At 34.9% G+C, this 23,996-nt stretch carries 36 protein-coding genes; 1 reads left to right on the top strand and 35 read right to left on the bottom strand.

Annotated elements, in window-relative coordinates; translation table 11 throughout:
• Window positions 1-242 precede the first annotated feature (242 nt).
• The 34 genes from cedA to J5U23_RS12970 all read right to left on the bottom strand — a co-directional run bounded on the left by cedA (window position 243) and on the right by J5U23_RS12970 (window position 21,804).
• Window positions 243-1,046, bottom strand: coding sequence for a DNA import protein CedA (gene cedA / locus J5U23_RS13135; protein WP_218266382.1), 804 nt, complete (start codon window positions 1,044-1,046; stop codon window positions 243-245).
• The gene (gene cedA1, locus J5U23_RS13130; RefSeq protein ID WP_012711446.1) at window positions 1,043-1,285 is read right to left on the bottom strand and encodes a DNA import protein CedA1; all 243 of its coding nucleotides are present in this window, start codon (window positions 1,283-1,285) and stop codon (window positions 1,043-1,045) included. The genes cedA and cedA1 overlap by 4 nt, the downstream gene beginning before the upstream one ends.
• Window positions 1,285-1,854, bottom strand: coding sequence for a (d)CMP kinase (gene cmk, locus J5U23_RS13125; RefSeq protein ID WP_218258587.1), 570 nt, complete (start codon window positions 1,852-1,854; stop codon window positions 1,285-1,287). Before cmk ends, cedA1 begins: the two co-directional genes overlap by 1 nt.
• Window positions 1,855-1,892: 38 nt before the next feature.
• Window positions 1,893-2,159 (bottom strand): 50S ribosomal protein L34e, encoded by a 267-nt coding sequence (locus J5U23_RS13120; RefSeq protein WP_218266381.1) that lies wholly within the window; start codon window positions 2,157-2,159, stop codon window positions 1,893-1,895.
• A 13-nt stretch (window positions 2,160-2,172) separates the two neighbouring features.
• On the bottom strand, window positions 2,173-2,622 hold the full coding sequence (locus tag J5U23_RS13115) for a hypothetical protein (protein ID WP_218266380.1): 450 nt from the start codon (window positions 2,620-2,622) through the stop codon (window positions 2,173-2,175).
• A gap of 4 nt (window positions 2,623-2,626) precedes the next feature.
• Window positions 2,627-3,214, bottom strand: a complete 588-nt coding sequence (locus tag J5U23_RS13110) for an adenylate kinase (protein ID WP_218266379.1) — start codon at window positions 3,212-3,214, stop codon at window positions 2,627-2,629.
• Between the two features lie 2 nt (window positions 3,215-3,216).
• On the bottom strand, window positions 3,217-4,626 hold the full coding sequence (gene secY, locus J5U23_RS13105) for a preprotein translocase subunit SecY (protein WP_218258583.1): 1,410 nt from the start codon (window positions 4,624-4,626) through the stop codon (window positions 3,217-3,219).
• A gap of 16 nt (window positions 4,627-4,642) precedes the next feature.
• Window positions 4,643-5,077, bottom strand: a complete 435-nt coding sequence (locus tag J5U23_RS13100) for an uL15 family ribosomal protein (protein ID WP_218266378.1) — start codon at window positions 5,075-5,077, stop codon at window positions 4,643-4,645.
• 2 nt (window positions 5,078-5,079) lie between these two features.
• Window positions 5,080-5,556 carry a 50S ribosomal protein L30 gene (rpmD, locus tag J5U23_RS13095; RefSeq protein ID WP_218266377.1) on the bottom strand — a complete coding sequence of 159 codons (477 nt, stop codon included), beginning with the start codon at window positions 5,554-5,556 and terminating at the stop codon, window positions 5,080-5,082.
• Between the two features lie 6 nt (window positions 5,557-5,562).
• Window positions 5,563-6,207: a 30S ribosomal protein S5 gene (locus tag J5U23_RS13090; protein ID WP_218266376.1), complete on the bottom strand. Its 645-nt coding sequence runs from the start codon at window positions 6,205-6,207 to the stop codon at window positions 5,563-5,565.
• 1 nt (window position 6,208) lies between these two features.
• Window positions 6,209-6,799 carry a 50S ribosomal protein L18 gene (locus J5U23_RS13085; protein WP_218266375.1) on the bottom strand — a complete coding sequence of 197 codons (591 nt, stop codon included), beginning with the start codon at window positions 6,797-6,799 and terminating at the stop codon, window positions 6,209-6,211.
• 1 nt (window position 6,800) lies between these two features.
• Complete coding sequence (locus tag J5U23_RS13080) at window positions 6,801-7,259, bottom strand: 50S ribosomal protein L19e (RefSeq protein WP_218266374.1); 459 nt, start codon at window positions 7,257-7,259, stop codon at window positions 6,801-6,803.
• Complete coding sequence (locus J5U23_RS13075) at window positions 7,256-7,672, bottom strand: 50S ribosomal protein L32e (RefSeq protein ID WP_218258577.1); 417 nt, start codon at window positions 7,670-7,672, stop codon at window positions 7,256-7,258. The genes J5U23_RS13080 and J5U23_RS13075 overlap by 4 nt, the downstream gene beginning before the upstream one ends.
• Entirely contained in the window at window positions 7,669-8,214 is a 546-nt protein-coding gene (locus J5U23_RS13070) for a 50S ribosomal protein L6 (RefSeq protein ID WP_218266373.1), read from the bottom strand. The genes J5U23_RS13075 and J5U23_RS13070 overlap by 4 nt, the downstream gene beginning before the upstream one ends.
• An 11-nt stretch (window positions 8,215-8,225) precedes the next feature.
• Entirely contained in the window at window positions 8,226-8,627 is a 402-nt protein-coding gene (locus J5U23_RS13065) for a 30S ribosomal protein S8 (RefSeq protein ID WP_012711433.1), read from the bottom strand.
• A gap of 6 nt (window positions 8,628-8,633) precedes the next feature.
• Window positions 8,634-8,798 (bottom strand): 30S ribosomal protein S14, encoded by a 165-nt coding sequence (locus tag J5U23_RS13060; protein WP_012711432.1) that lies wholly within the window; start codon window positions 8,796-8,798, stop codon window positions 8,634-8,636.
• A 5-nt stretch (window positions 8,799-8,803) separates the two neighbouring features.
• Window positions 8,804-9,343: a 50S ribosomal protein L5 gene (locus J5U23_RS13055; RefSeq protein ID WP_218258575.1), complete on the bottom strand. Its 540-nt coding sequence runs from the start codon at window positions 9,341-9,343 to the stop codon at window positions 8,804-8,806.
• Window position 9,344: 1 nt separating this feature from the next.
• Window positions 9,345-10,064 (bottom strand): 30S ribosomal protein S4e, encoded by a 720-nt coding sequence (locus tag J5U23_RS13050; RefSeq protein WP_218266372.1) that lies wholly within the window; start codon window positions 10,062-10,064, stop codon window positions 9,345-9,347.
• Between the two features lie 6 nt (window positions 10,065-10,070).
• Window positions 10,071-10,430 (bottom strand): 50S ribosomal protein L24, encoded by a 360-nt coding sequence (rplX, locus tag J5U23_RS13045; protein ID WP_218258573.1) that lies wholly within the window; start codon window positions 10,428-10,430, stop codon window positions 10,071-10,073.
• 5 nt (window positions 10,431-10,435) lie between these two features.
• Window positions 10,436-10,852: a 50S ribosomal protein L14 gene (locus tag J5U23_RS13040; protein WP_218258572.1), complete on the bottom strand. Its 417-nt coding sequence runs from the start codon at window positions 10,850-10,852 to the stop codon at window positions 10,436-10,438.
• Window position 10,853: 1 nt separating this feature from the next.
• A complete protein-coding gene (locus tag J5U23_RS13035; protein WP_218258571.1) occupies window positions 10,854-11,198 on the bottom strand; it encodes a 30S ribosomal protein S17 in 345 nt (114 codons plus the stop codon).
• A 9-nt stretch (window positions 11,199-11,207) separates the two neighbouring features.
• Window positions 11,208-11,447: a ribonuclease P protein subunit gene (locus J5U23_RS13030; RefSeq protein ID WP_218258570.1), complete on the bottom strand. Its 240-nt coding sequence runs from the start codon at window positions 11,445-11,447 to the stop codon at window positions 11,208-11,210.
• Window positions 11,448-11,460: 13 nt separating this feature from the next.
• Window positions 11,461-11,688 carry a 50S ribosomal protein L29 gene (gene rpmC, locus J5U23_RS13025; RefSeq protein WP_012711425.1) on the bottom strand — a complete coding sequence of 76 codons (228 nt, stop codon included), beginning with the start codon at window positions 11,686-11,688 and terminating at the stop codon, window positions 11,461-11,463.
• Window positions 11,685-12,374: a 30S ribosomal protein S3 gene (locus J5U23_RS13020; RefSeq protein ID WP_039698539.1), complete on the bottom strand. Its 690-nt coding sequence runs from the start codon at window positions 12,372-12,374 to the stop codon at window positions 11,685-11,687. Before J5U23_RS13020 ends, rpmC begins: the two co-directional genes overlap by 4 nt.
• Before the next feature lies 1 nt (window position 12,375).
• Window positions 12,376-12,849: a 50S ribosomal protein L22 gene (locus J5U23_RS13015; protein ID WP_218258569.1), complete on the bottom strand. Its 474-nt coding sequence runs from the start codon at window positions 12,847-12,849 to the stop codon at window positions 12,376-12,378.
• Window positions 12,850-12,855: 6 nt separating this feature from the next.
• Window positions 12,856-13,278, bottom strand: coding sequence for a 30S ribosomal protein S19 (locus J5U23_RS13010; protein ID WP_218258568.1), 423 nt, complete (start codon window positions 13,276-13,278; stop codon window positions 12,856-12,858).
• A 34-nt stretch (window positions 13,279-13,312) separates the two neighbouring features.
• Entirely contained in the window at window positions 13,313-14,029 is a 717-nt protein-coding gene (locus tag J5U23_RS13005) for a 50S ribosomal protein L2 (RefSeq protein WP_218258567.1), read from the bottom strand.
• Window positions 14,030-14,040: 11 nt separating this feature from the next.
• Complete coding sequence (locus J5U23_RS13000) at window positions 14,041-14,286, bottom strand: 50S ribosomal protein L23 (RefSeq protein ID WP_218258566.1); 246 nt, start codon at window positions 14,284-14,286, stop codon at window positions 14,041-14,043.
• 1 nt (window position 14,287) lies between these two features.
• A complete protein-coding gene (gene rpl4p, locus J5U23_RS12995) occupies window positions 14,288-15,091 on the bottom strand; it encodes a 50S ribosomal protein L4 (protein WP_218258565.1) in 804 nt (267 codons plus the stop codon).
• A gap of 6 nt (window positions 15,092-15,097) precedes the next feature.
• The gene (locus J5U23_RS12990) at window positions 15,098-16,153 is read right to left on the bottom strand and encodes a 50S ribosomal protein L3 (RefSeq protein WP_218258564.1); all 1,056 of its coding nucleotides are present in this window, start codon (window positions 16,151-16,153) and stop codon (window positions 15,098-15,100) included.
• A gap of 50 nt (window positions 16,154-16,203) precedes the next feature.
• On the bottom strand, window positions 16,204-16,953 hold the full coding sequence (locus J5U23_RS12985) for an RNA methyltransferase (protein WP_218260297.1): 750 nt from the start codon (window positions 16,951-16,953) through the stop codon (window positions 16,204-16,206).
• A complete protein-coding gene (gene ileS, locus J5U23_RS12980; protein ID WP_218267550.1) occupies window positions 16,950-20,099 on the bottom strand; it encodes an isoleucine--tRNA ligase in 3,150 nt (1,049 codons plus the stop codon). The genes J5U23_RS12985 and ileS overlap by 4 nt, the downstream gene beginning before the upstream one ends.
• 94 nt (window positions 20,100-20,193) lie before the next feature.
• Complete coding sequence (locus J5U23_RS12975; protein ID WP_218258563.1) at window positions 20,194-21,204, bottom strand: isocitrate/isopropylmalate family dehydrogenase; 1,011 nt, start codon at window positions 21,202-21,204, stop codon at window positions 20,194-20,196.
• Window positions 21,205-21,216: 12 nt separating this feature from the next.
• Complete coding sequence (locus J5U23_RS12970) at window positions 21,217-21,804, bottom strand: DUF447 domain-containing protein (protein WP_218258562.1); 588 nt, start codon at window positions 21,802-21,804, stop codon at window positions 21,217-21,219.
• Between the two features lie 9 nt (window positions 21,805-21,813).
• On the opposite strand from J5U23_RS12970, the gene J5U23_RS12965 reads away from it, so the two are divergent.
• Entirely contained in the window at window positions 21,814-23,280 is a 1,467-nt protein-coding gene (locus J5U23_RS12965; protein ID WP_218258561.1) for a M28 family peptidase, read from the top strand.
• On the opposite strand, the gene J5U23_RS12960 is transcribed toward J5U23_RS12965, so the two are convergent.
• On the bottom strand, window positions 23,263-23,991 hold the full coding sequence (locus tag J5U23_RS12960) for an HAD family hydrolase (protein ID WP_218266371.1): 729 nt from the start codon (window positions 23,989-23,991) through the stop codon (window positions 23,263-23,265). The genes J5U23_RS12965 and J5U23_RS12960 overlap by 18 nt on opposite strands.
• Window positions 23,992-23,996 lie beyond the last annotated feature (5 nt).

The following is a 23,996-nucleotide window of genomic DNA, read 5'->3' as shown; positions in this document are numbered from 1 at the left end:
TATAACATGGGAGGAAGACAAAAGACAACGTTATTTATGACAAAAGAGGTTAGAAAAGAGAAGAAGAGTAGTCAAACTAATCCTCAACCCGCTTCAAAATAAATTTGCTTATCACTAGTAGAACTAAAACGAGTAGAGTAGTGTAAATGACAACGTAATCGTTTTTTGAATATATAAAGGCTAGGATACTATCTACTAATATCAATATTATCATCAAATTGATGCTTTTCACTCTCCATCACCTAAAATAGGTCTAATGGAAATGGAACTCTACCACTGGAGCCTCCAATTGCATTTCCTAATCCTAACGATATACCAGCTAAAATACTCAAATAAAGCATGGGTATTATTATGAATATAATTACAAGTCCAGGAACTATGCCCGCTATTGTCGTAACTAATGTGTTTACATCCGTAATTGTGGATAATTGAAAACCTATTTGAGCCAATGATGTAGAGGACATTTCTTGAATGAAAACCGGTAAATACGGCAAACCGATATAAAAGGTAATTGCGGACGATATTAAAGTCCCACCTATACCCTTTCCTATCCTAAAAGGAAGTGATAATAAAAGAATACCAATTGCTATAAGTATCATATAAGATTGTTGTATGAATTCCCCAAGATCAATAAAAAACTGCAATAAAAATATTATATCGGTAATAAAAGATGAAAACTGAAGTACCGGATCTGCAAGAAGAGCAAGAGCCATTGATATCTTTTCAGTAGTAATAATATAATATATACTCTTCACTTGAATGAGTGCACTAAACATATTAGCTTGTAACTGTAAAATTGAGGAAAAGAAACTACTCCAATTTACTCCAAGTAAACTTTGAATCTGACCTATGGCAAAAATTATAACGCCATATATGTTTATCCAAACAGCTGCATATATTGCGTCACTCATCATTCTAGGTCCCCATTTCTTCAAGCCATAGATAGGAATTGGCAAGCCATAAAATAATGAGCCAATAGTGTATGTTAATGTAGCTATATTCATCGCTATGTAAAGTATATAGAATGGAGAATATCCACTACTCATGATCCCACTTGCGAAGCTATATAAGTTATTAGTGAGAATACTGTGGTTCCCAATGCAATCCAAAATGCAGCCAATATTGCATCTTCAATTAAGTCCTGACCTGTTCTTTTAACTCTGAAAATAGGTATTGGTGCACCTCTTAATGCCCATCCAACAGCCCATGCTAGTATAAACACGCTCCAAGCGACTTCAGTAACTTGTGTGTCTAAATTTTGCACAAATTGAATTATATCAGCCATTACTTATCGTTAATATCTTTTTCTTTTAATGGCTGAGGGTTTTGTGAAACTGATGATAGATAGGTCAAAATTAATTTTACTATATTATTAACATCCACGTTAGATGTATTGATAACCAAATCGAATACCGATAAATCATTGATATCAATTCCATAAAATTTGTTAAATCTTTTATAGTGCATGTATTCCCTTTTAATTATTTGCGAAATCGCTTCATCATATGATATTTTGTCCCTAATGGCTATTCTATTTGCTCTGATTTTAAGTGGGGCCCATAAATATATCGCGATATTAGTGTATTCTCTAAATAACCAGCCAGCAATATGCGACTCTATGATAAGATTTTTCTCACTCAATATGTATTCAAAAATCTTTTTATCAACCATCTTGTCTATATCAAAATTAGATTCTGCAACCTTATTCAAATTTATAATATCTAATCCCATTTTTTGAGCAATATCTCTAAAAATTTTCCCTGCTGAAATAAATTTATATGACAACTCGTTTGCGAGTTTAATTGCTACTGAGGTTTTGCCACTCCCTGGAGGTCCACTTATTATAATTATCATCCATTTCCTTCCTCATTGTAATCAAAAATTAAATTATATCATTGAATTTGTTGCCTTACCGTGGCTTTGATCAGTTGAGCGAGACAAGATGAGCATAAATATCCACCAAAAGGTCTCTCTGGTCTCTTCTCGGACTTACCATACTTATGTAAAAAGTTAGTTTTTACACCATGTAACGGTTTCTTACACCTCGCACATTTTGGTATATTGTTTTTCTTCCTTTCATAATGTATTGCAGTCTTCCCACTTGGTAACTTTACATAAATCCTTCTAAGTGACCTAGAGCGTAAAGCTGGTCTAGGCATATCTTAATCTATCCTATCTTGTTTTTAAATTTGATCTTAAAGAAAGAGGGGTAAATAAGATATAAGATGCTATAAACTCAAACAGAGATCCGTTAAGCATCAAATACTCACCATTATTGCTTTTCACTGTAAGATAAGGTATATAGAATGGAAGATACGTATTAGTATTTAAATAATTTAATATAATTACAAGATCAAGTATATAAACTCCTACTAATATCATTGATCGTAAAAACATATAATATCTAATGGATGAGATATAGGACTCTAACTCTTTGGAAATTTTCTTGTAAGTTTTCTCCCTTCTTTTAGATGAGGCTATACTCTTTAGCCTCTCCTCATATTTTTCAACAAGACTTATCTTATTACTTATTTTGCCATAAAAATAATACTTGTAAATCAGATAAACTATAAAATTCGATAAAAATGAAATTAAAAAAATATATATCGTACCTAGCTCCATAATTTCACATTAATGAATTTATTATATCACTTGCGGCTATTGAGGGATCTCCTTCTTGATTTATTACCACCTTGACTGATGCACCAATTAACACAGCTGACGCCATAGCCGAATACCTAGCAAATTGAATAACCTCATTGATGACAGTCGTATCACTATAGTCAGCCCTGGCTCTACTACTATCCCTCTTTTGTCTCTCTAAAATTATTCTTGGATCTGCTTCTAGTAGAAAGATTACCCTGGGAGAAAGAACTTCTATTACGTGTCTCGGAAGGCCAGGCAAATAGCCAGCAGGTGTCCTAATTACAGCATGTGTATCTATTAACCCTATTCCCTCATCACCTAATAAAGACAGATCTTCAACTATTCGCCTAGCGGCTAGAGCTTGTAATTCTCGTTGCTTCTCTATTCGCAATTTCCTTATCTCATCCCTACTATTTACATAGCCTTCTTTTAAAGCAGTATTTAGCATATAATCCCCATAGTTCGCAATCTTGTGTGGTATACCCTTTTCAGTTAGAATTTTATCTGCAAAAGAAAGGACAGTTGTCTTACCTACACCGGGTATACCTGTTACAATACCTATTTTCATACCTATTCACCTATCAACCTCTTTAGTAATGGGTACATTTCTAAAGATCTTTCATAAGCTAATAAGCTATAGTATTGTATTGCTATTGTTACAGCTAATAGTATCCCTATACCAGTACCGTATGCACCTAGGAGTGTAGCAAATACTGCAATTAAACCTACTATGATAGAACTGAAGAATGCCAATGGATATATATACCTAGCTAATATCCCCTCTATAATCTTTGGATTACTTCGAACACCAGGTATTTCAATACCAGCTTCAATTAACTGTTGCGCTTGAGTAGCAGGATCTAAACCAGCTACGTCAACCCATAATATACCAAACAAAATACTAAGAACTATGAAAACTACAGCATATTCAAGTGCGCCTAATGGATCTAAAACTATAGCATATACGCTATGAGGTATCGCTGAATTTGGAGGAGGGAAAAAGAATACTCCACTAATGGTATTTAGTATATTTGAAGCTGAGGGCGAAACATAGGAAGCTAATGATGCAAATAACTGGATATCAGAACCTAGTACTGCAACAAATATTACTGGTATACTGCTAACATATAGAAAGTTTAACGGAATTGTTCTCCTTATTCCTCTTAACTTTTGTGAAGTTACAGGTATTTCTATAGTCATCGTAGTTAGATAAATTGTTATGATAATCAATACTATAGTGGTTACCAATCCAACTAAATCTGGCTGAAAGAGATTTCTAGTTGACGTATTAACTATTAAATTGAGAATATCACTATGCGATGCTAATGCCGTAAATAATGCAGGGAAGAAACCTATTGGTAAATTCTGGGAACTAACGCTTGCAATTCCAAACATATCCCAAAACATTATCTTCACAACTCCAGCTAGTATAAACAGACTAACTCCAGATCCTAAGCCCCAACCTTTCTGTATTAGCTCGTCTAACAGTAAGATCAAATATGTAGCTACAATAAGCTGAGCTATTACTATTCCTGCAATAAATAATATTGACGCATTTATGGTTGTTGAAGTTCTAGCTAATACGTAACCAAATAAAGCTGACTCAACTAGAATGAAGATAAACGCTAATCCCTTTTGTGCTTCCGTAAATCTAACCCTATCATCGGGGTCATTTAGATCAATTCTTATTAACTTAGATCCGGCTAATATTTGCATAATTAAACCTGCAGTTATTATAGGACCTATTCCTAATTGCGCTAAGGTACCTGTAGTAGAAGCAAAAATAATCTGTTCTAAAATAAGGTTCTTAAAAAAGGAAGCTGAAGTTATGCCGTACAAGGGAGTTGAAGCCATTATAAGATAAATTATTACTGCTACTAAAGACCAAATTAGCTTTTGACCTAGTGAAGGTTTCCCTTTAGGTTTAGTAACCGCTGGCAAGTATTGCCCAAGCGTAGCGAGTGAATCGATGAATGACATAATTTACTCAAAAAAATTACTCAGTTGGGCTTAATATTACTTCTCCTCCAATCTGCTTAACTTTCTGTATCGCTCTATTGGTAGCCTTACTTACTTTTATAGTAACGGGAACGTTTATACTACCTCCACCAAGTAATTTGTCGTACCCTAACTCATTTAAGTCCACTATCTTTTTTCCATCGGTTTCTTTGATTTTTATAGAACCATTCACTAATAATTCATTAAGTTTTCTCAACGAAATAGCACTTGTCAATTTTGTAGTGGGGTTTCTGAATCCATGCTTCCCATACCATCCTTCGCCATATTTAATTAACCATGACCATTTCTCCTTATGCATACCAATTTGTCTACCACCCTGTGATCCTCTATCCCTATGTTGGCCCCTAATACCCCATCCCATCGTTCGTGATCCTCTCATTTTTCTACTTTTTTTCTCTCTTCTTACTACCATTTTTACATCATCCTCCTCATTAATTCATTTATCTTATCTCCTCTATATCCGAACTCACCTTTATTTTTATAGGGCCTTTTTACACTACCCTTAAACCCACCCTTAGGTGGATGTAAGCGAATAGGCAACTTAAAATATTGATCAAGTTTATGTAGGTAAATCTTGCCTTCATATAACTGTTTCACCATTGTATCGATATTTTCAATCTTTAACACTTCTTTAACATAACTATCTGAAACCTTATCCCCTTTTGCCGTTTCAAGTCTATTTATAATTAGTAGTTTTAAAGTATCCGGATCTACCTCTCCCCATGTGACATATGGAGAAACTTTATTTAGCATACCGAGCATTTGAGAGGTTTTTGGATATATCATCGCATTAAAATTATATCTTAACCGCAACATCTCTAATGTCTCATTAATATACCAAGGAGCCTTTGCCCAACCTCTAATTCTGATTATGCCTAGTAGCTCCACCATATCTCATTACCTCTTCCTAGCCCAATCTTGTAGAGTTACGAAGTTATAAGTGTTATAAAGTGCACTATATCCAGCTCTGACAAAATTCTCTGTAGTTCTAGTCTCACCTTTTGTGGTAGACCAAGCATCCTTTATACCAGCATAAGTTAACAATGTCTTTAATACACTACCAACTACTAATCCAGTACCCTTGGGTGCGGGCAATAAATCAACTTCTACGCTACCCGCTTTACCAACTACTTTAAAGGGTAGACTATGTGGTTCACCACATGTGCACTGCCAGCTACCACAGCCTCTTCTTACTGGTATTATATTCATCTTAGCATCCCTAATTGCCTTCTGAATTGCAACCCTTAGCTGTTTAGCTTTTCCAGTTCCTATACTGACATATCCATCCATGTTGCCCATTATAACTAGAACTTTATATCTAGATATCTCTCCTGCATCAGTTTGCTTCTGAACTACTTTAATGTCTACAACTTCATATTTTAGCTTAGGTAACAGAACATCCACAATTTCCGGTTCAGTAATAGGAAGATTCCTATCAAATAGTTCCTTTATAGATGATATCTTTCCATTCTTTACGAGATTACCTATGGAGGTTCGTGGATTCCATTCTTCTATATTTATACTTGGTACTTCCTCTGCCATTTCAACCACCAGAAGATTTAATCTTGTTTAATATCTCCTCAAAATGAGAGGGTAAGTTCTCAGGGTTTAGTCCCCTTCCCAAATACCTTGAAAATAGTTTATTATATAAATCTAAATTCTCAGATTTCAACTTTTCAGCATACTTGGCTATATGCTCTCCCTTTATTCTATCGTTTTCTATACTTATATTACCTATCGGAATTTTCAACCCAGCATCTATCGCACCTTTTATTGCATAGAACGCCTTATTACCCTTAGACGGTACATGAAGTCCTATATCTGCAACACACTCTGTTACGCCTTTCTTCATAGCTCTTAAAGCTGCTAAATAGCCAGTAAGGTATGCGGCGGGAGTATTATTTTCATCTCCCTTCCATCCAAACTTTTTAGCAAGTTCTGAAGAATGAGCGCTAGCAACCATAATATCGCCCTTAGGATCGATTTTTGCAATTTGAACTATAATGTATTTGTTAGTTATTCTTACAATAAACCTTATTTGTTTACTTATGACATAAACGTATCTCTTATAGTAGTTAGTTTTTCCTTCTCTTCTTCTCCTAGCTTTTATCTTATAATTAGGACCATTGGCCAATTTACTCACCTCTTAATTTCCCCATCTGTATTAAGATGTTCCTAACATCTGAAACTCCCTTATAGTTGCCACCCTTGGCTTTTAAGTATAATTCCCTATAAGTATGACTATCAATAACCTTATGATCTCTCAACCATTTAAGATAAGCCCTTATTTTTCTTATCCTCTTAACCCACATTCGTTTGCTATTTGCCCTTGCTCCCTTCTTGCCTTTTCTACTTCCTGCCTTTTTCCCTTCACTCTTAAGGCTCTTCTTTTTTCTTCTCTCCTTTACTCTACCGCCGCTTATTCCAACCTTTTTAAGGATTATAATCTTACCATCCTTTATCAAATTCCTAATTTCTTCTCTGGTTAGTGAGCTTTGAACGTCCTCAATATAATCCTCAACAATCTTAACTCTGCTTATTCCTACCCCTGCAACCGATGCTGCTAGCCTTTTTTGAGCTTTCAAGTTAGTCATGCACTGACACCCTCATTACTTACCTTCAAACCCAATTCCCTAGCTTTATTTAGAATTTCAAGCCTCTTTTTAAAACCAACTGAAGAAGCTATTGTTACAATAACACTGTCTTTTTGATTTTGCACTTTAACTAGATCGTTAATATTATGAACTATAACTTGCCTTAATCCACTTGGATGAAATCCCCTAACTTCTTTAGGCAGTCTGTAACCAACACTCACTATAGCAGGAAATCCCCTAACTTTTAATCTAGTCTTATTATCTCTTCCGTAGGGTCTTCTCCATTTTTCCTGTCTTCCTAATCTGAAGAACTTGTCGGAATCATAACGTAAGAACCTTGGCTTCTTTGCCTTAAGCTTTTGCCTTATTACATAAATCTTTTTCCTATATAACTGTATTTTTTCTTCGGTCATTCAACCACCTCTTTTTTATAGATGAAAATTCCATCCGAGAAGATACGTCTATCAAAACCAGTTATCTTTGAAGCTGCCTCAATATTTGCTGCAGTTTGGGCAACAGCATCTAAATTCGGGCCCTCCACAACTATATCTTCACCTTTCACAGTAACCTTAACGCCCTGCAGTATTGGCGCCCTCCTTATATTCTTTTCACCTATTAGATTAGTTATTTGAACTTCGTTCCCTACTACCTTTACAGATGTTGGAAAGTGCGTATATATAATTTTAAGATAATACCTATAACCCTTAGTTACTCCAGTTATCATATTTTTGATATGACTAACTATGCTATAGAAGGCCGCCTTTTTTCGTCTATTAGCAAATGTAGTTTCTAACACTATCTTATTTCCATCTAAACTAATTTGTATACCCCTAGCAAAGCTGAAATCTTTGACTACTTCACCTTTAGGTCCTTTCATCTTAATTACTGAGCCTTTTAAATCAACATTTACATTGCTCGGAATTTCAATCTCTTCCCTTAAAATTACTATCTGCATTAAAAATCACCTCAATATACATATCCCAATGCTACTCCTCCTAGTCGCATTCTAGCTGCTTCTTTATGAGACATTACTCCTTTAGATGTCGAAACAATAATTATACCAATCTCTTTTGATGGTAAGTAACGCCTGATATAATCTGGTAATGCAATCATCTGTCTATAACTAAGAGGATATCGTGGAGTTATTGGTCCACACTTGTTAACTCTTCCTAACAACTGTACTGTAATCTTGCCCCATCTACCATCATCAATATACTCAAATTCTCCTACATAACCCTCCTTCTGCATAACTCTTAAAACATTTATTACCAATTTAGACGCTGGCATTATAATAGCTTGTTTATTCCTTCTCATCTCATTGTTGTAGATAGACGTTAACGCATTTGCCAACGGATTTACGAATACCATAACCTATCACCAATACTTCCTAAACCCTAACTCATACGCGACTTCTCTAAAACATTGTCTACATAAATAAATCCCATATTTTTGAATTACAGAATCCCTACTTCCACATCTCTGGCAAGCTTGAACTCCTTTACCATATTTTCTCTCGGCTGGAGGCTTGTATTTTCCCATTTCATTCACCCTTCTATCAACTGTACATTAAAATTATTTCTTAAAAATTCCATAGCTTCTTCCTTCGTAACCCTATGCCTCCTTGGAATTCTAGTCTTTTTTCTTCTTCGTCTCGAAATTCTATAGCCAGCTCTCTCGAGAGTGATAGCTATATCCATGCCGAATATACCTATTTCTGGATCATATCTTGCACCTGGTAAGATCACATGTTCCGCAATCCCAAAAGATATGTTACCATATTCATCAAAACTACTTTTCTTTAATCTATATCCTATAGCTTCTAAAACCTTTCTTAAGAATCCCTCAGCTTGAGTACCCCTTAAGGTCACCTTAACTCCAATTTCTTGACCTTTTCTAATTCCAAACTCCCTTATAGTTTTCTTGGAAATAGTATATACTGGTTTAGCTCCAGTTAACTCTTGTAAAAGTTGATAAGCTTTCTGTAACCTATCTCCAGATTCACCAAGTCCTATATTAACAGTAACCTTGGCTAACTTAACTTTCCTCATTGGATTTTGATTAACAGATAAAGTAGACTCTGTCATTTTAATCAACTCTCATATCAGGTTTTTCCCTACCTATACTCATCACATTCATGAGATTAGTCTGATAAGTATTACCACCTTTGCTTTCTAGTGTTATCACACTATATTTTCTAGACTTAAACTTACTCAAATTTATATTTTTAACAACACCGTGAATACCGACGTTCTTACCGCCTACAAAGATTGCATATGAGCCTTCAGAGATAGTGAATGAATCCACTATATTTTGGCTTGGTAACTCAATCTTTAATGTCATAAGCGTTTTGAAATTCTTTGCAGTTTCTTTATCGACTAGGATATTTCTTCCATCCTCTAAATTAAGCTGAATACCTCCTCCCTTTATTGTAGTTTTATTCATGATCCTAACGTACTTATAATGAGCCTCATCTGCGGATATCTTGGATAACCTCATAAACCTAACGTTATCAGGATGAACTCTAAAATATAGATCAGCGGAGGGAATTGAAACAATGTCCATAAGTCCAACAGGGTATTTATAGTCTTTCCTTACCTTGCCATCGACTAAAACTTTACCGTTAAATATTATATGCTTAGCCTCTCTTACCGTTCCCGCAAGTTTAAGATAATCCCTAATTACAACAGCCAAAGGTATACTTTTCCCTATAGGGTGAGGTCCAGCATTAGGTCTAACCGTCCACTTATATTGTTTTTTGCTTATTACTAAAAACCAAGGTGTTTCAAATCTTGTTATATGCGCCATTTTTCATCACTTCTTAGATTTTTCTAACTTTTCTCTCCTTCTTGGATCACTCAGATCTAACTTAGTTATCATTACTTTAGATGCGTGAATCCACACATATACTGGTGTTCCATCAGCTTTTTTCCTCGTTATCCCTTCTATTGCTAATCTTCCAGTCCTAGTATTAATTTCAGTTACCTTCCCTTCCTTTCCACTATGACTTCCCCGCATTACCCTAACAGTATCACCTTTTCTCACTCTAATACGTTTTATACCATATTGAGAGGCAATCTCATCAGAGACTTTAGCAATCAACAACTTCTTCCTTTGATGTAATGGTAAAGTGTATAATAATTTCCTCTGTTTAGAAGGTTTAAGAGATACCATATTTCCTACACCACCAATGTAGCAAGACTTGCTATTTTTGGCCATCTTTCAGCTGCTTCTCTTGCTATTGGACCCCTAACTTCAGTACCTTTTGGTGTTCCGTCTGGGTTTATTATCACTACTGCATTATCTTCAAAGGAGATCCAAGTACCATCTGATCTTCTATATGGCATTCTTTGTCTCACTATTACTGCCCTAAATTTCTGTTTTCTAACCTCTGGTGTTCCTCTCTTAACTGAGACCATAACCATATCGGCAATATTGGCAAATGGAACTCTTCTCAGAACACCTCTATAACCATACACTCCAATTATCATAGCTTCTTTTGCTCCACTATTATCAGCAACGTTAACTACTGAATAATGCTGTAGACCTGGCGTTAAACCTTTTCTGGATCCTAAAACTTGAATCTTTTCTGACACTTTAACTCACCTTGCTTAATACCACAAAACTTATAGATTTAGAAAGAGGTCTACATTCGCCAATTATAACTTTATCTCCCTCTCTAACATTAACACACGGTGGTACATGAGCATGTATCCTACTCCTTCTCCTTTCATATCTCTTATATTTCGAGTCATAGTATAAGTATTGCCTTTCTATAAGTGCAGCTTTAGTACCTTTATACTTTACAATGACTCCTTCCAGTGTCATACCCCTAACTCTCAATGATCCATGATAAGGGCAATCTTCATCTTCGCATGCCTTCTCGGGAATAACAACATTAGGTATCCCCGGGTCCTTTACTATCTTCCCCTTAGATCCCATCTAGCTCACCTAAATTCTTCTCCAAGGTTTTCTTACCAGCTTATAGCCAGCTATTATAAAAGACTTACCTTTAAAAGTTATCTCAAATATACCATGAGCTTTAAATATCCTTATAACCTTGTTTTTCCCCTTTAACCTAATCAAAAATGTTTTTTCTGTCTCTAGTAAAATAAGACCTTCTCTAGAAATTAGAGAAGGATCCGTGTACCATAAAATCCTTATTTTAGAATTAATATAATCCAAAATCATAAAACATATAAAATTATTTATTCTCCACTTTTGCTTTTCCTTTACCTTCTCTCTTCTTTTCACTTAAAACTGTTAATATTCTTGCTATGTCTTTTCTTGTGTTTCTAATGCTTGCAGTGTTCTTTAAAGTTCCCATTCTAGCTTGCACTCTAAGTTTCATTAATTCCAATCTTAGCTCATCCACCTTTTTTAACAACTCTCCTTTTTCCATTTTCCTTAACTCTTCAAGATCTACCGTCATTCTTTCTCACCCTCACCTTTCTCCTCACTCTTTTGTGAGGATTCTTCAATAAAAGTTACATTAGTTACTGATACCTCTTGAGGAACGGAAGGAGACTCTTTCAAACTGATTTTATCTTCAATCTTCAGTGGTTTAGTTATAACTACCTCGACACCAAATATTCCAGGCTTTAACATCGCTATAGCAATTGCCCTATCTATCATCTTCTCTAATTGTTGCCCGCTCTTATACACAATACCCTCCTTTAACTTCTCATATCTTGCCCTCTCCGTAGTAAGCTTGCCGCTTATTATTATTTCCGCACCTAATGCACCGGCATTCATAATTCTTCTCATTGATATGAAAGCGGCTCTCCTAAAGTGATATCCCTTTTCTAAAGCTATCGCCAACCTAAATGCCATTACTCTAGCATTGAGCTCCGGGTTCTCCACATTCGTTATTGTAATTTGTGGATTCTCTAAACCAAAAACTTTTTCGAAGATTTGTGCAAGCTGTTTTATATTTCTTCCACCCCTTCCTATTATCATTGAAGGTCTTCCTGCATATATTATAACTCTAGTTCCAATTGGAGTCTTCAATACTTCTACTCCTGCATACTCAGCATTATAGTATTGCTTAGCTAGATACTCATCAATCTTGACTTTCACTATAGACTTCTCAAGGAAATATCTCTTGATGTTTGGTATCTTACTCCACCTCCTCTAAGATTACCTCTACATTAGATGTCCTTCTGTACTTTGCAGTAGCCCTCCCAAATGCTCTGGGCATATATCTTTCTAATGTTATACCCTTGTGGGCAGCTATATGCCTTATAATTAATTTATCGACATCCAGCCCTTTATTAGTTGCATTAGCCTCAGCGTTTTCTAACAACTTTAACACTTGCCTTATAGCTTTCTTTGGATATCTACCAGCCTTTATTTTCCATTTAGCAGATATATTAGCTTTATGTGATGCACCCTTATTATATCTCCAAAATGGTAGGGCTTCCTTTTCTTCTAAAACTCTGTTTAGAAAATCTTTCGCATCATTAAGATACATTCCTCTAATAGCTTTGCAAACATTATAAAGATCTCTTATGGATGCAGGAACATCTCTTATCACAGCTTTTGCAATTTTCAACTCATCAAGATTTAATTGAGGATAATTCCAACTTGCCATAGCTGATCATCCTTTCATTGCTAAGAATAAACTTGACCTTGTAGCCTTTAATCCTGGTTCTCCATGTTCAACCTTCTTAGTGGTTATTGAATACTCTCCCAAGTAATGACCTATCATTTCTGGCGTAACTGTAAATTCAACAAATTCCTTTCCATTATAGACAGCCATCTTAAGACCAATCAGCTCTGGCAATATAACTAAGTTTCTGACATGCGTCTTTATGGTCTTATTAACCTTTCCTTCTCTTCTATATTTCCTTACTTTTTCCAGCAAATGCCTTTGTGCATCAGTAAATCCACGTTTTAATGATCTTCGTTGCCTTGAAGGTAGTAACTTAATAAACTCATCCATTGGCATATTTAGTAACTCATCTATACTCTTACCTCTGTATTTAAAGTTCTTCCATTCAGGTGGTATTTCTAATGACATCTAGTTTCACCTATTTCCTTTTCATTTATAAAATTCACTTACCCTCCTTCCTTCCTGTTCTCCTTGCCGCAATATGACCAACTTTTCTACCTGGAGGAGCATTTCTAGATACCGTAGAAGGTCTGCTTACACTCTGATGTAGTCCACCACCATGAGGATGATCGACTACATTCATTGCAACACCCCTTACAATAGGCCATTTCTTAGCCTTTACTTTATACTTCCAATAATTAGCTCCAGCTTTCAATAGTGGTTTTTCTATAACTCCACCACCAGCCACTACACCAACGGTAGCTCTAGCCTTATTTGAAACTGCTTTTATCTTATCTGAAGGTAATTTAATTAACACCTTATCACCGCTCTTGCCTACTACTACTGCATATGAACCAGCACTTCTAGCGTATTTGCCTCCGTCTCCAAAATTTTCTTCAACATTACATACTACTGTACCTTCTGGCGCATCACCTATCTCTATAACATTACCATTAGCTATTGGAGATCCTTTACCGAATTCGATCTTCTGGTTAATAACCAAACCTTGAATTGCTTGCGTTAAAAACCTGGTTCCGTTCTCTAATTTTATGATAGCAACAGGCGCATTCATCCCTGGATTATGCACTATGTCTATTACCTTGCCTACAAGATGTCCAAAAATGTTGGGATACCTTACCTTACCTATTCGTAGCCAACTTGGACTCCTAAAAGTTGGAGAACCTTTTCCCGCCCTCTGCTGTAATAAATTCTTACCCATTCTATATCACCTCACAAAATGCCCAATCTATGGGCTATATCACTTGCTTTATATGTTGGGTCTAATTTTACATATGCCTTCTTGTAACCTTGAGATGTTATAACCACGTTAACTTTTACCACCTTAACACCAAATAATCTTTCAACAGATTTCTTAATGTCATCCCTTGTATCATTCTTATCTACTATTAATGTAAGTGTATTATAGGACTCAATAAGTTTTAATGCTTTCTCTGTAGCTAAAGCCATTTGAATCATTCTAACTCACCAACCTCTTACTCAATCGCTCATCTAAAATCTTTATGCTATTTTCAGTATAAATAGTAAGCCTGCCGGGGTGCGCACCTGGAGCCAGATGAATAACGCTTACATCTTTAGCGTTAACTACGTCAACTCCAGCTATGTTTCGTGCTGCCTTAACTATTGGAGAATTACTGTCGTGTACTATTATTAGTGGGCCTATTGGTTCCTTATATTTTCTACCTCTCATTTTACCCTTTCCAGCCCTTATCCTAATCCTCTCTTTTACTCTCTTTACATCATCATAAACACCTATCTTCTCTAAAAATTCTTCAACCTCGCTTGCAGTTTTTAGACTAACAATATCATCAGATACTACTATAGGAAAACTTACTGAATCTTTAAATACATGTCCCCTAGCCTTAACGAAAACTGTGTCTGCTGTAGCGCTTAACGCACTAATTACTGCCAATTGTTTCTCCTTATCGTTCACCTCTTCTACAAGCTTTTTGTCTACCGAAGGCGGAAATGTTAACCTACCACCTACGGTATTAGGTGCTAAGGCAGCTTCTCCAGAGTTTTTAACTCTAGGAACTCTGGCCATACCTAGATTTATTCCAAAACTCTCAGCTGACGTTCTTTTGCCTGCCATAGGATCTCTGCCTTTTGGTTGCAGAGAATGTGTAAACTCTGCTAAAAATACTCTTCTTATTATATCTTTTCTTACCGGAAACGAAAAAATGAAAGGTAACTCTACCTCTTTTACCTTATTTCCATCTTTATCTAAAATCACAGATTTTTTCTTAACTGGTTCTAAATACATTTATTTTCACCCTTGCTGACTTAAAAGGTTAACATAAGTTATCTTAGGAGCGTTTTCAAAAACATAAGAAGGTCTAACAGCCTCTCTTAAGAATATCGGCCTTTTCTTTGAACCTAATATAGAACCTTCCAACAAAATATACGTGTTCCTAACTATTCCGTACCTTACAAAGCCACCTGCAGGATTTATCTCCTTAGGATCATCACCAATTTTTATAATTCTCTTATTATATTCTGTTCTTCTGTGAAAACCTAGCTGACCCGGCTGAGGTGTATAGCTAGGTGTCCCTAAAGACGGACCTCTAGTACCTATTTTCCTACTTCCTTTTCTATGCTTATGCCATCTAGGTAATTCTACTACACTGTACCTTTTTATCACACCAGCGAAACCTTTGCCCTTAGTAACTCCTATCACATCTATTAGTTGACCCTCCTTGAAAACGTCTTTAATTGAAATTTCTTTTCCTAAAACGTTTAGTGCATAATCTAGTTGTGCTTTCTTTTCTCCTCCACCTATCTGGATCTCTACTAAATCTGGCACTTTTTTACCTAATGATGGTATCTTCCTAGGTTGTGTAGCTACCAAGAGTCTAAAGTAGACTATTCTATCTAGGTTAGATTTGATAAGATCTAACTTACTACCAAAATTTTCCTCAAACTTCTTTTTACTTTCATCATTTTTCAAAAAGGATGAAAGAGAATGAATTCTTCTCGTAATATCCAAGAACTGTAAAGAAGAGGGAGACCAATATTCTGTTATTACGTTTGGTTCGCCTTTACCATCCACTGCATAAGCTCTCAAAGCCAACGGTATAATTGGAGGTACTTCTAGAACTGTAACTGGCATATATATCTCTTTACCATTAGTAGGAGAGTTAGGCCAATCATCAATCATAAAAACATGCGACATGCCAACCTTATATCCCACAAAGCCCAACAATTTTGGATTCGGCGAATTTATTTGTGGCCATGTTCTAGGTGTTGGTAATAACTCAGATGATCTTTTCCTAGGTCTAAGACCAGCTGATCCACGTCTAGGTGAGGCTAACTTTCGATGACCCATTCTTAATCCCCGCTAATTGCTATTTCACCTATCACTCAAGCATTATAAATCTAACTTAACAGAAGGTTTAGAATAGACAGAGAATAAGCCAATGCCTCTTCTGCCCTTATATCTAAAACTCCTTGTTTAATAACGAAGTTATATGACTTATCCAAATATTGTTTACCTAACCTTTGTAATAGATTTCCAGCTGGTGGTCCAATAAGCAAAGTAAGGCCATATTTACTGTACAAGTTGGCCAACTCTTCCTTTGCTTTTAAGGGATTTTTTCCATTCCTACTGGCAATTATAAGATTGTCAAAGTTGAGTATCTTGTTAAAGTCTACAAACTCGTTTTTAACTCCGCTATAATAGAAACCACTATAATCGATATAACCAACTTTTAGGGAGTCAGTAATCAGAATGGACTTTGATGATGAATTTATTCTCTTTTTTAAACCGAAATCACCCTTAAAGCCTAATCTTATCTCGCCTTCAACAACTTGTTTAAAAATAAGGTGATATGGTATTGCCAGGGGGCTCATTAAACCAACTTTCTTTAAATTACGACTTATAGGAACATATTTTTTAAGATACGGAGGTAAAAGAGCATATTTTGTAAGATCTTTAATTATTTTTTCTAATTTAGCAGAATTTACGGAATCTGTTATCCAGTAAATTTTATTGACTCTAAACGTATTTGTGACTCTAAGTATAAATGAAAGTTTTAACGTAATTTCAAGAAGAGAATTTTCAATATCAAATATAGACAAAAAAAGAGCAACATTTAAGGGCTTATAGCGTGGAAAAGGAAACATCATGTAGACTTCTTTATCCCTATTATATAAGATTCTCCTTCTATATCCCAATCCATTATGATATCTCCTTTAGGATCACCTAAAATTACCTTATTCCCCCTAGTCTCACTCTTAATAAATTCCTCCCATTTTTGTATCGTTTTTACTCTTTCTTCTGGCGCCTTTATACTAATCTCAATATAATCTACAACATTCAGTTTTAGTTGTTTTCTCATGAACTGTATCCTCCTTATTATGTCCCTAACTAATCCCTCTTCCTCTTCACTCTCGGAAATTTCCTTACTTATGACCACTATACCCTGAGCAAATTTAGATGAAACATAACCTTCAATAGTCTCTTCTGAGATAATCACGTGCGAAGTATCAAGTATTACATCAACATTATCTATTCTAGCAACGTGCTGTTTTTTATTAAGTATGTCTATAGCTATTATATCGCTATTATTTCTAATATAATCCAATATTTTAGGAGACATACTCTTATACTCTTTACCTATGATCGACCTATTAGGCTCGACCTTATATTTACTGAAACTTTTGAATCCTTCTATTTTACTTATTTCTATATCTTTAGCGTTTAGCAGAGATAACAAGACATCTTTTATCCTATTAACCTTAGCCAACGTATCCTCATCTTCTACGAAAATATAAACCTTAGCCAATGGCCATCTTAATTTTATTCCAGCCTTAGCTCTAGCGTTTAACGACGCCTCGTTTATTTCCCTGGCAACCTCAAAAGCTCTTTCTAATTCATTATCGATAAATCTCTCATCGTAATTAATACTAGACTCCATTGATACTGATTCCTTAGGATTAACTACAAAGGATTTATAAATTTTCTCTGAAATAAACGGAATTATAGTAGATGCTAATATAATCCATTGTTTTAATACGAAATAGAGAATATAATACATTGCTATCTTATCTTGAGTGTTAGCTTCAATCCACGCTCTTTTTCTTATTAACCTTATGTAAAACCTGCTTACATCCTCAACTAGAAAGTTTATCAAGTAATTAGCCATTTCATGAACCTTATAATTCTTCATTGACTCATTTACCTTCTTTAACATTGAGTTAAATCTCGATAGTATCCATAAATCTTCTATCTTAGTATATTTTATAATATCGTTAAGAGTATACTTAACGGGTTCAAAATTATCCAAATTCATATACATTGATGCAAAGACGTACGTGTTCCAAATTATTTGCAAATCTCTTTTAGTTAGCTCTAACGCTCTCCATGAAAATCTCGCATCCTCCCATGTAGTGTTTCTGAGAAGCCATAAACGTAATATATCCCTTCCATACCTTTGAATTACTACAGAAGGTTCGACATAATTGCCTAGACTCTTATGCATTTCTCTACCTTGTTCGTCTAGCATAAATCCATGAACTAATACAGAAACATAGGGGGCTTTATCTAGCAATATTAACCCAGATCTAAGCAAACTAAAGAACCAACCCCTTAACTGATCATGACCTTCTAGAACTAGATCTACTGGACCTAACTCCTTCCACTTCTCTTGCCAATCTTTACCTAAACTAGCAAAGAAAGCCACACCACTATCGAACCAAACGTCTGCCACATCAGCGATTCTCTTAGCAACTCCACCGCACTTATTACATTTTACCCTTACACTATCTATCCACGGTCTATGTAAATCGTTAGGAACTGAATCTATTGCTATACTCTCTAATTCTTCTCTACTTCCAACTACTATCACATTATTGCACTTTTCACAAATCCATATAGGAAGAGGAGTTCCCCAAAACCTTTGCCTACTTATAACCCAATCTCTAAGCTCCTTAACCATGTTAGATATTCTGGATTTACCCCAATCCGGAATCCAGTTTACATTCTCTATCTCCTTAAGCATTTCATCTTTTATTTTCGTAACTCTTATGAACCACTGATCAATAGCCCTAAGTACTAATGGAGTCTTACATCTCCAACATACTGGATAACGGTGAACTATTTTCCCTTCGAAGAATAAAGCGTTTTTCGACTTCAGATCGTTAATTATCACCTTAGATGCGTCTCTAACTTTCAATCCTTTATATTTCCCACCTTCTTCAGTAAATTCTCCCCTATCATTAACGAACATTACTACTGGAAAGCCATATTTTTGACCTATCAAGAAGTCTTCTTCACCATGTCCAGTGGCAGCATGTACGAGGCCAGTACCATCGGTTAATGTAACTACATTACCAGCATCTGCAACTTGATGAAAATCATCTAATTTAGTTTGTGCGCTAACAAAATCTCTTAGGGGATGCTCGTATTTTACTCCTATTAACTCACTGCCTTTGTAGGTTCTGAGTACCTTATAATTAGTTATACTTGCCTCTTTCATAACAGCCTGTATACGATCTTTTGCAAGTACTAGTACCTCACCATTAACCTCTACATCAGCATAATCATAGTCTTTATTTATCATTACAAAAACATTAGATGGTATAGTCCATGGTGTAGTAGTCCATATTAATAGGTATCTATTTTTCTCTCCTTTAATCTTAAACTTAACATAGATCGAAGGATCCTCTAAATCCCTATACTCCGACACTTCATAATCTGATAGAGTTGTTTCACATCTAGGACACCAATGTAATACTGCGGTACCCTTATCTAACATCCCTTTTTCATAAGCTTTCTTAATTACGCTCCATGAAGAGCTTATATAAGAAGGGTCTAATGTATAGTAAGGCTTTTCCCAATCCATAAAGACTCCAACGTCCTTAAAGTTTTGTGTCATTTTAGTCGCATTGGATAACGCAAACTCTTTGCATTTATTAATGAAATTCTCTACTCCAATTTTATCTATAATCTCTTGCTTATTTGATATTCCAAGTAGCCTTTCAGTTGCAACTTCTATAGGTAATCCATGTGTATCATATCCTGGTTGGTCATGAACCTTTTTACCTAGTAATCTTTCATAGCGCAATATACAGTCCTTTATTACCTTATTCCAAATGGTCCCTATATGAGGAGTAGGGCTTGAAGGATATGGAGGACCATCTATAAACAGAAACTTTTCCCTTCTTTTATTTACAATATCTTTTAATTTATTGTAAATTTTATTCTCTTCCCAAAATGAAATTATTTCGTCTTCGATCTTCTTAGGATCATAATTACCAGTAAGAGGCTTAATAACGGTGGATAATTCAACTCACCATACCCTATTAAACTTGACAAGTTTATAAAAATTAAACTTCGTACCCAATCAACCTTACATTACACATATATCATATATACTTATATATTTCGTCCACCATATCCTTTAACTTAGCATTACCGCCAACATCCTCCGTTAGCTTATTCCCACTTTTATAGGTCTCTATAATTGCGTCCTCTAGCGATTTTGATGCCAATATATATTTATTCTCCTTAGATACATCATACATTCTACTAAGCATCATGGAGACAGATAATAGAAATGCGGTAGGATTAGCTATCCCTTTTCCTGCAATATCAAAAGCTGCGCCATGTACTGGTTCAAACATAGATTTCCTATCTCCAATATTTGCAGATGGAGCTAGACCCAAACTTCCAGCTATCTGACTAGCCTCGTCACTTAGAATATCGCCATAAACGTTACTAGTCACTATTACGTCAAACCGAGTTGGATCTCGCACTAAATTGGCGGCAGCTGCATCAACATACATCTCATCAAAATTCACCTTGCCTTTCAAGACTTCCCTACAGACGCTTGCGAAAAGCCCATCCGTAATTCTCATAACGTTAGCCTTATGAACACACGTAACTTTATGACGTCTCATTAAAGCGTAATTTAATGCTACATTAACTATTCTTTTAGAGGCAAACTCAGTGGTTACTTTAATAGCTATTGCTACTCCACTAGACAGAACAAATTCAAACCCTTTATACAAATCTTCTGTATTTTCTCTTACAATTAGTAAATCAACATTAGAATATTTTGACTGAACATTTGGCAGTGACTTAGCTGGTCTAATATTTGCATACATATCATACATTTGTCTCAATTTAACTACAACATCCATTGCACTCTCTCCAACTGGACCTTTTAGAATCATATCCGCCTTTTCTATAACGCTTAAGGTTTGTTTAGGTAAGGCTTCGCCATATTTATTTAATGCTGTATCACCAGCCTCAACTTTAATTAAGTTAATATCAAGATTGTATTTCTCTATTAGCTTAGCTATAATTCTTTTACTTCCTTCGTATAACTCTGGTCCTATGCCGTCACCAGGAATTACGGCTACTTGAAAAGTCATATGTAAAGAAAATTAGTCTAGCTTAAAACCTTTTGATCTTATCTTATTCGCTATCTCCTCTAAGAGATTATAAGTTTGAGGGGACGTACGTTTTATGACGCCAAATTCATAACCTAAAATTCTAATAAGCTTTTCTAATTCCTCACCCTTATATATATCTAATCTAGTATAATTAACTAGAAAGTCAACCGAAATGTAATCACCCCTATTATACGCTCTAGTTAAATTAGAATTTATTTCCAAATCTAGTGGGTTTACTGAAAATATTGATGGATCAGCATTAGAGACCTTACTGCACTCTGCGTAAATAATATTCAGATTATTGAGAATTGGGACGTTATACTCGCTATCCATATTAAAAGTCAGCTTATCTAGGATGGAAAGAATGAAAAAATTTGTATCTAAGGTTATATGTATAGAACATATCTGATTCTTTTCTAGATTCGAATACGTTAATGTGCTTTTATATATTTTAAATCGAAGCTCATTTGCTTCAACTATTATACCTAGTGGTTTTATTATAGGTTTTATCCCAGAAGTACCGACTAGCACCTCATATATTCCGTCATGAGGAAAGAACATTTTTAAAAACTTCTTCATAAATCACTTGTGCTATTACAACATCTAAAAACCTTATCTAATTATAGCGAAGTAATAACGGGATCAAAGAACGAGATAAAATTAGTGAGAGAAATTAGAAAAATGCTAGAAGATAATAGTGATGAAATTAGGCAAATCCCGATTAGAGTTCTTAATTGGGAACAGAAAGAACTAATTTTTGAATGCGAATCAAAAACAATAGATGCAATTTCGCTTCCATATTCTTTATCAACTGAGGTTGAAGCAGATGTAGCAGATAACTTTAAAGAATGTAATGGTAGAAATTTAATGAAAATTAGGATACAAAATCTATACGAAATCAATAAATTGTATATAGAGGCAGTAGAAAATGATTGTTTAGGAATAATCTTTTCCCTAAATAACGAGAAAAGAAAATTCGTGATAAAGTATGGAGACCTTCTAAGTCATCGACCTAGCTACCCACCGCCGATACCAGCGTTTTATATTAAGGAGAACGATTTTCCTTACATAAAGGGTAGGTGTAGAATATCACTAAAAACTGACATAAACCCTTTTGCAACAGGTTATATTATCGAAGCCATAAGAAATTCGAAAAATGAAAATAAGATAATACATATTACAGCACATCATGATCATTGGTTTAAAGGAGAGAGAGACAATCTTTTAGCAGTGGCTTTATTGAGAGAATTTAGATCTAATGTTTACGAAACCCATCTAATCTCATTTACTGCAGAGGAATCGGGCTCTTTAAATTTCTCAACCTTCTCATGGTCGCATGGTTCTAGAGAATTTTTGAAAAATTACAAAAACACTGACGATATCTTACTTAACATCAACATGGATAATATAAGTGAGGAAAGTTTGATCTTAAAAGCTGTACCTGGACTTCTTGAACTCTCCAACAAATACTTTAAAAATGTAGTTGGAAGCCCTGAGATATATAGCGATGGGTATTCATACATAAAAGTTGGAATTCCAAGTATTACAATAGAGAGTTTAGGAAATATTCATTATCATGGTGAATACGACGTCATAGAAAATGACAAGTCTAACGCATTTTTAAATGCAAGTACAATATTAGATATAATTAATAGAATAATTAATGAAAATATAGAGTATAAAACACGTGAAATGAAAGAGGAACTTAAGAAAGATCTTGTGGAATTACCAGCAGAACTAAAATCATACTTAGTAAATATTGAGGATTTACTTGATAAAAATTATATGGAGGCATATAGAGAGATTGTAAAATTATATGGAGGCATACTAGAACTTAATCAACCTTATTCTACAGTTGAACTATTTCATAAGATTAAGGGATTGAACATTGCAAGAAAAAATGACGTTTGTATCGAGGATTTAGGATGTATAAAAAGACTGAGAAATGATGAAATATTTTATAGGTTTTATTCATATTATATTAATGAATTAAAGGAATCAATAACTACCGAATACATTAACAAAATTTATTTCATATTAAAGAAATTCTTCTAATTGCTTAAGACTGGATATTACAAAGTCTGCATAAAGTTCGGCGTTTTTCACTTTACCTTCTCTATCTATTAGCACACTAATCATGTTAGCCTTTTTAGCTGCTAAACAATCTTTTACTGGCTCGTCTCCCACAAAAACACACGATCTGGGATCTACTGAAAGCTTTTCGCATGATATTATAAACGGCTCTAAATTAGGCTTTGGTCTAATACCTCCTTCTCCAGCTATTAATATCAAATCGAATTTATCTATTAAGGGAAAGGTTTTCAATCTACTACTTTTATTTCCCCCTTCTCCATCACTATTTGTAACTATGCCAAGTTTATATCCCTTACTATCTAGATATTCTACAATTTCCTTTGCATCTTCGTATGGTTCAGTTTGGCTAGCAATTGACCAATACAAGCTAGTCCAATCGTAAAGCTGAGACTTATCTATGTGAACAATATTTAATGATTTTAGAATACTCTCCCACCATTTATTTCTATTATACTCTCCTTGGCTATCCAATTTCTTACTTTCCTCTTCTACTAATTTCTTAATTATATTTATATCAATTTCTTGTCGATAATTCTCCTTTATGTACGTATATATATCCTTACTTACAGCATCTAAAGCATCATTAGCCTTCGTACTAAAATCGACTAATGTATCGTCAAAATCAAAAAGCACTGCCTTTACATTGTTGAATATTTTATAATTAATCGACAATTCGA

The organism is Saccharolobus shibatae B12 (assembly GCF_019175345.1).
Lineage (GTDB): Archaea > Thermoproteota > Thermoprotei_A > Sulfolobales > Sulfolobaceae > Saccharolobus > Saccharolobus shibatae.
The sequence above is the reverse complement of the archived record's forward strand: the minus strand, read 5'-3'. Positions and strand labels throughout refer to the sequence as shown.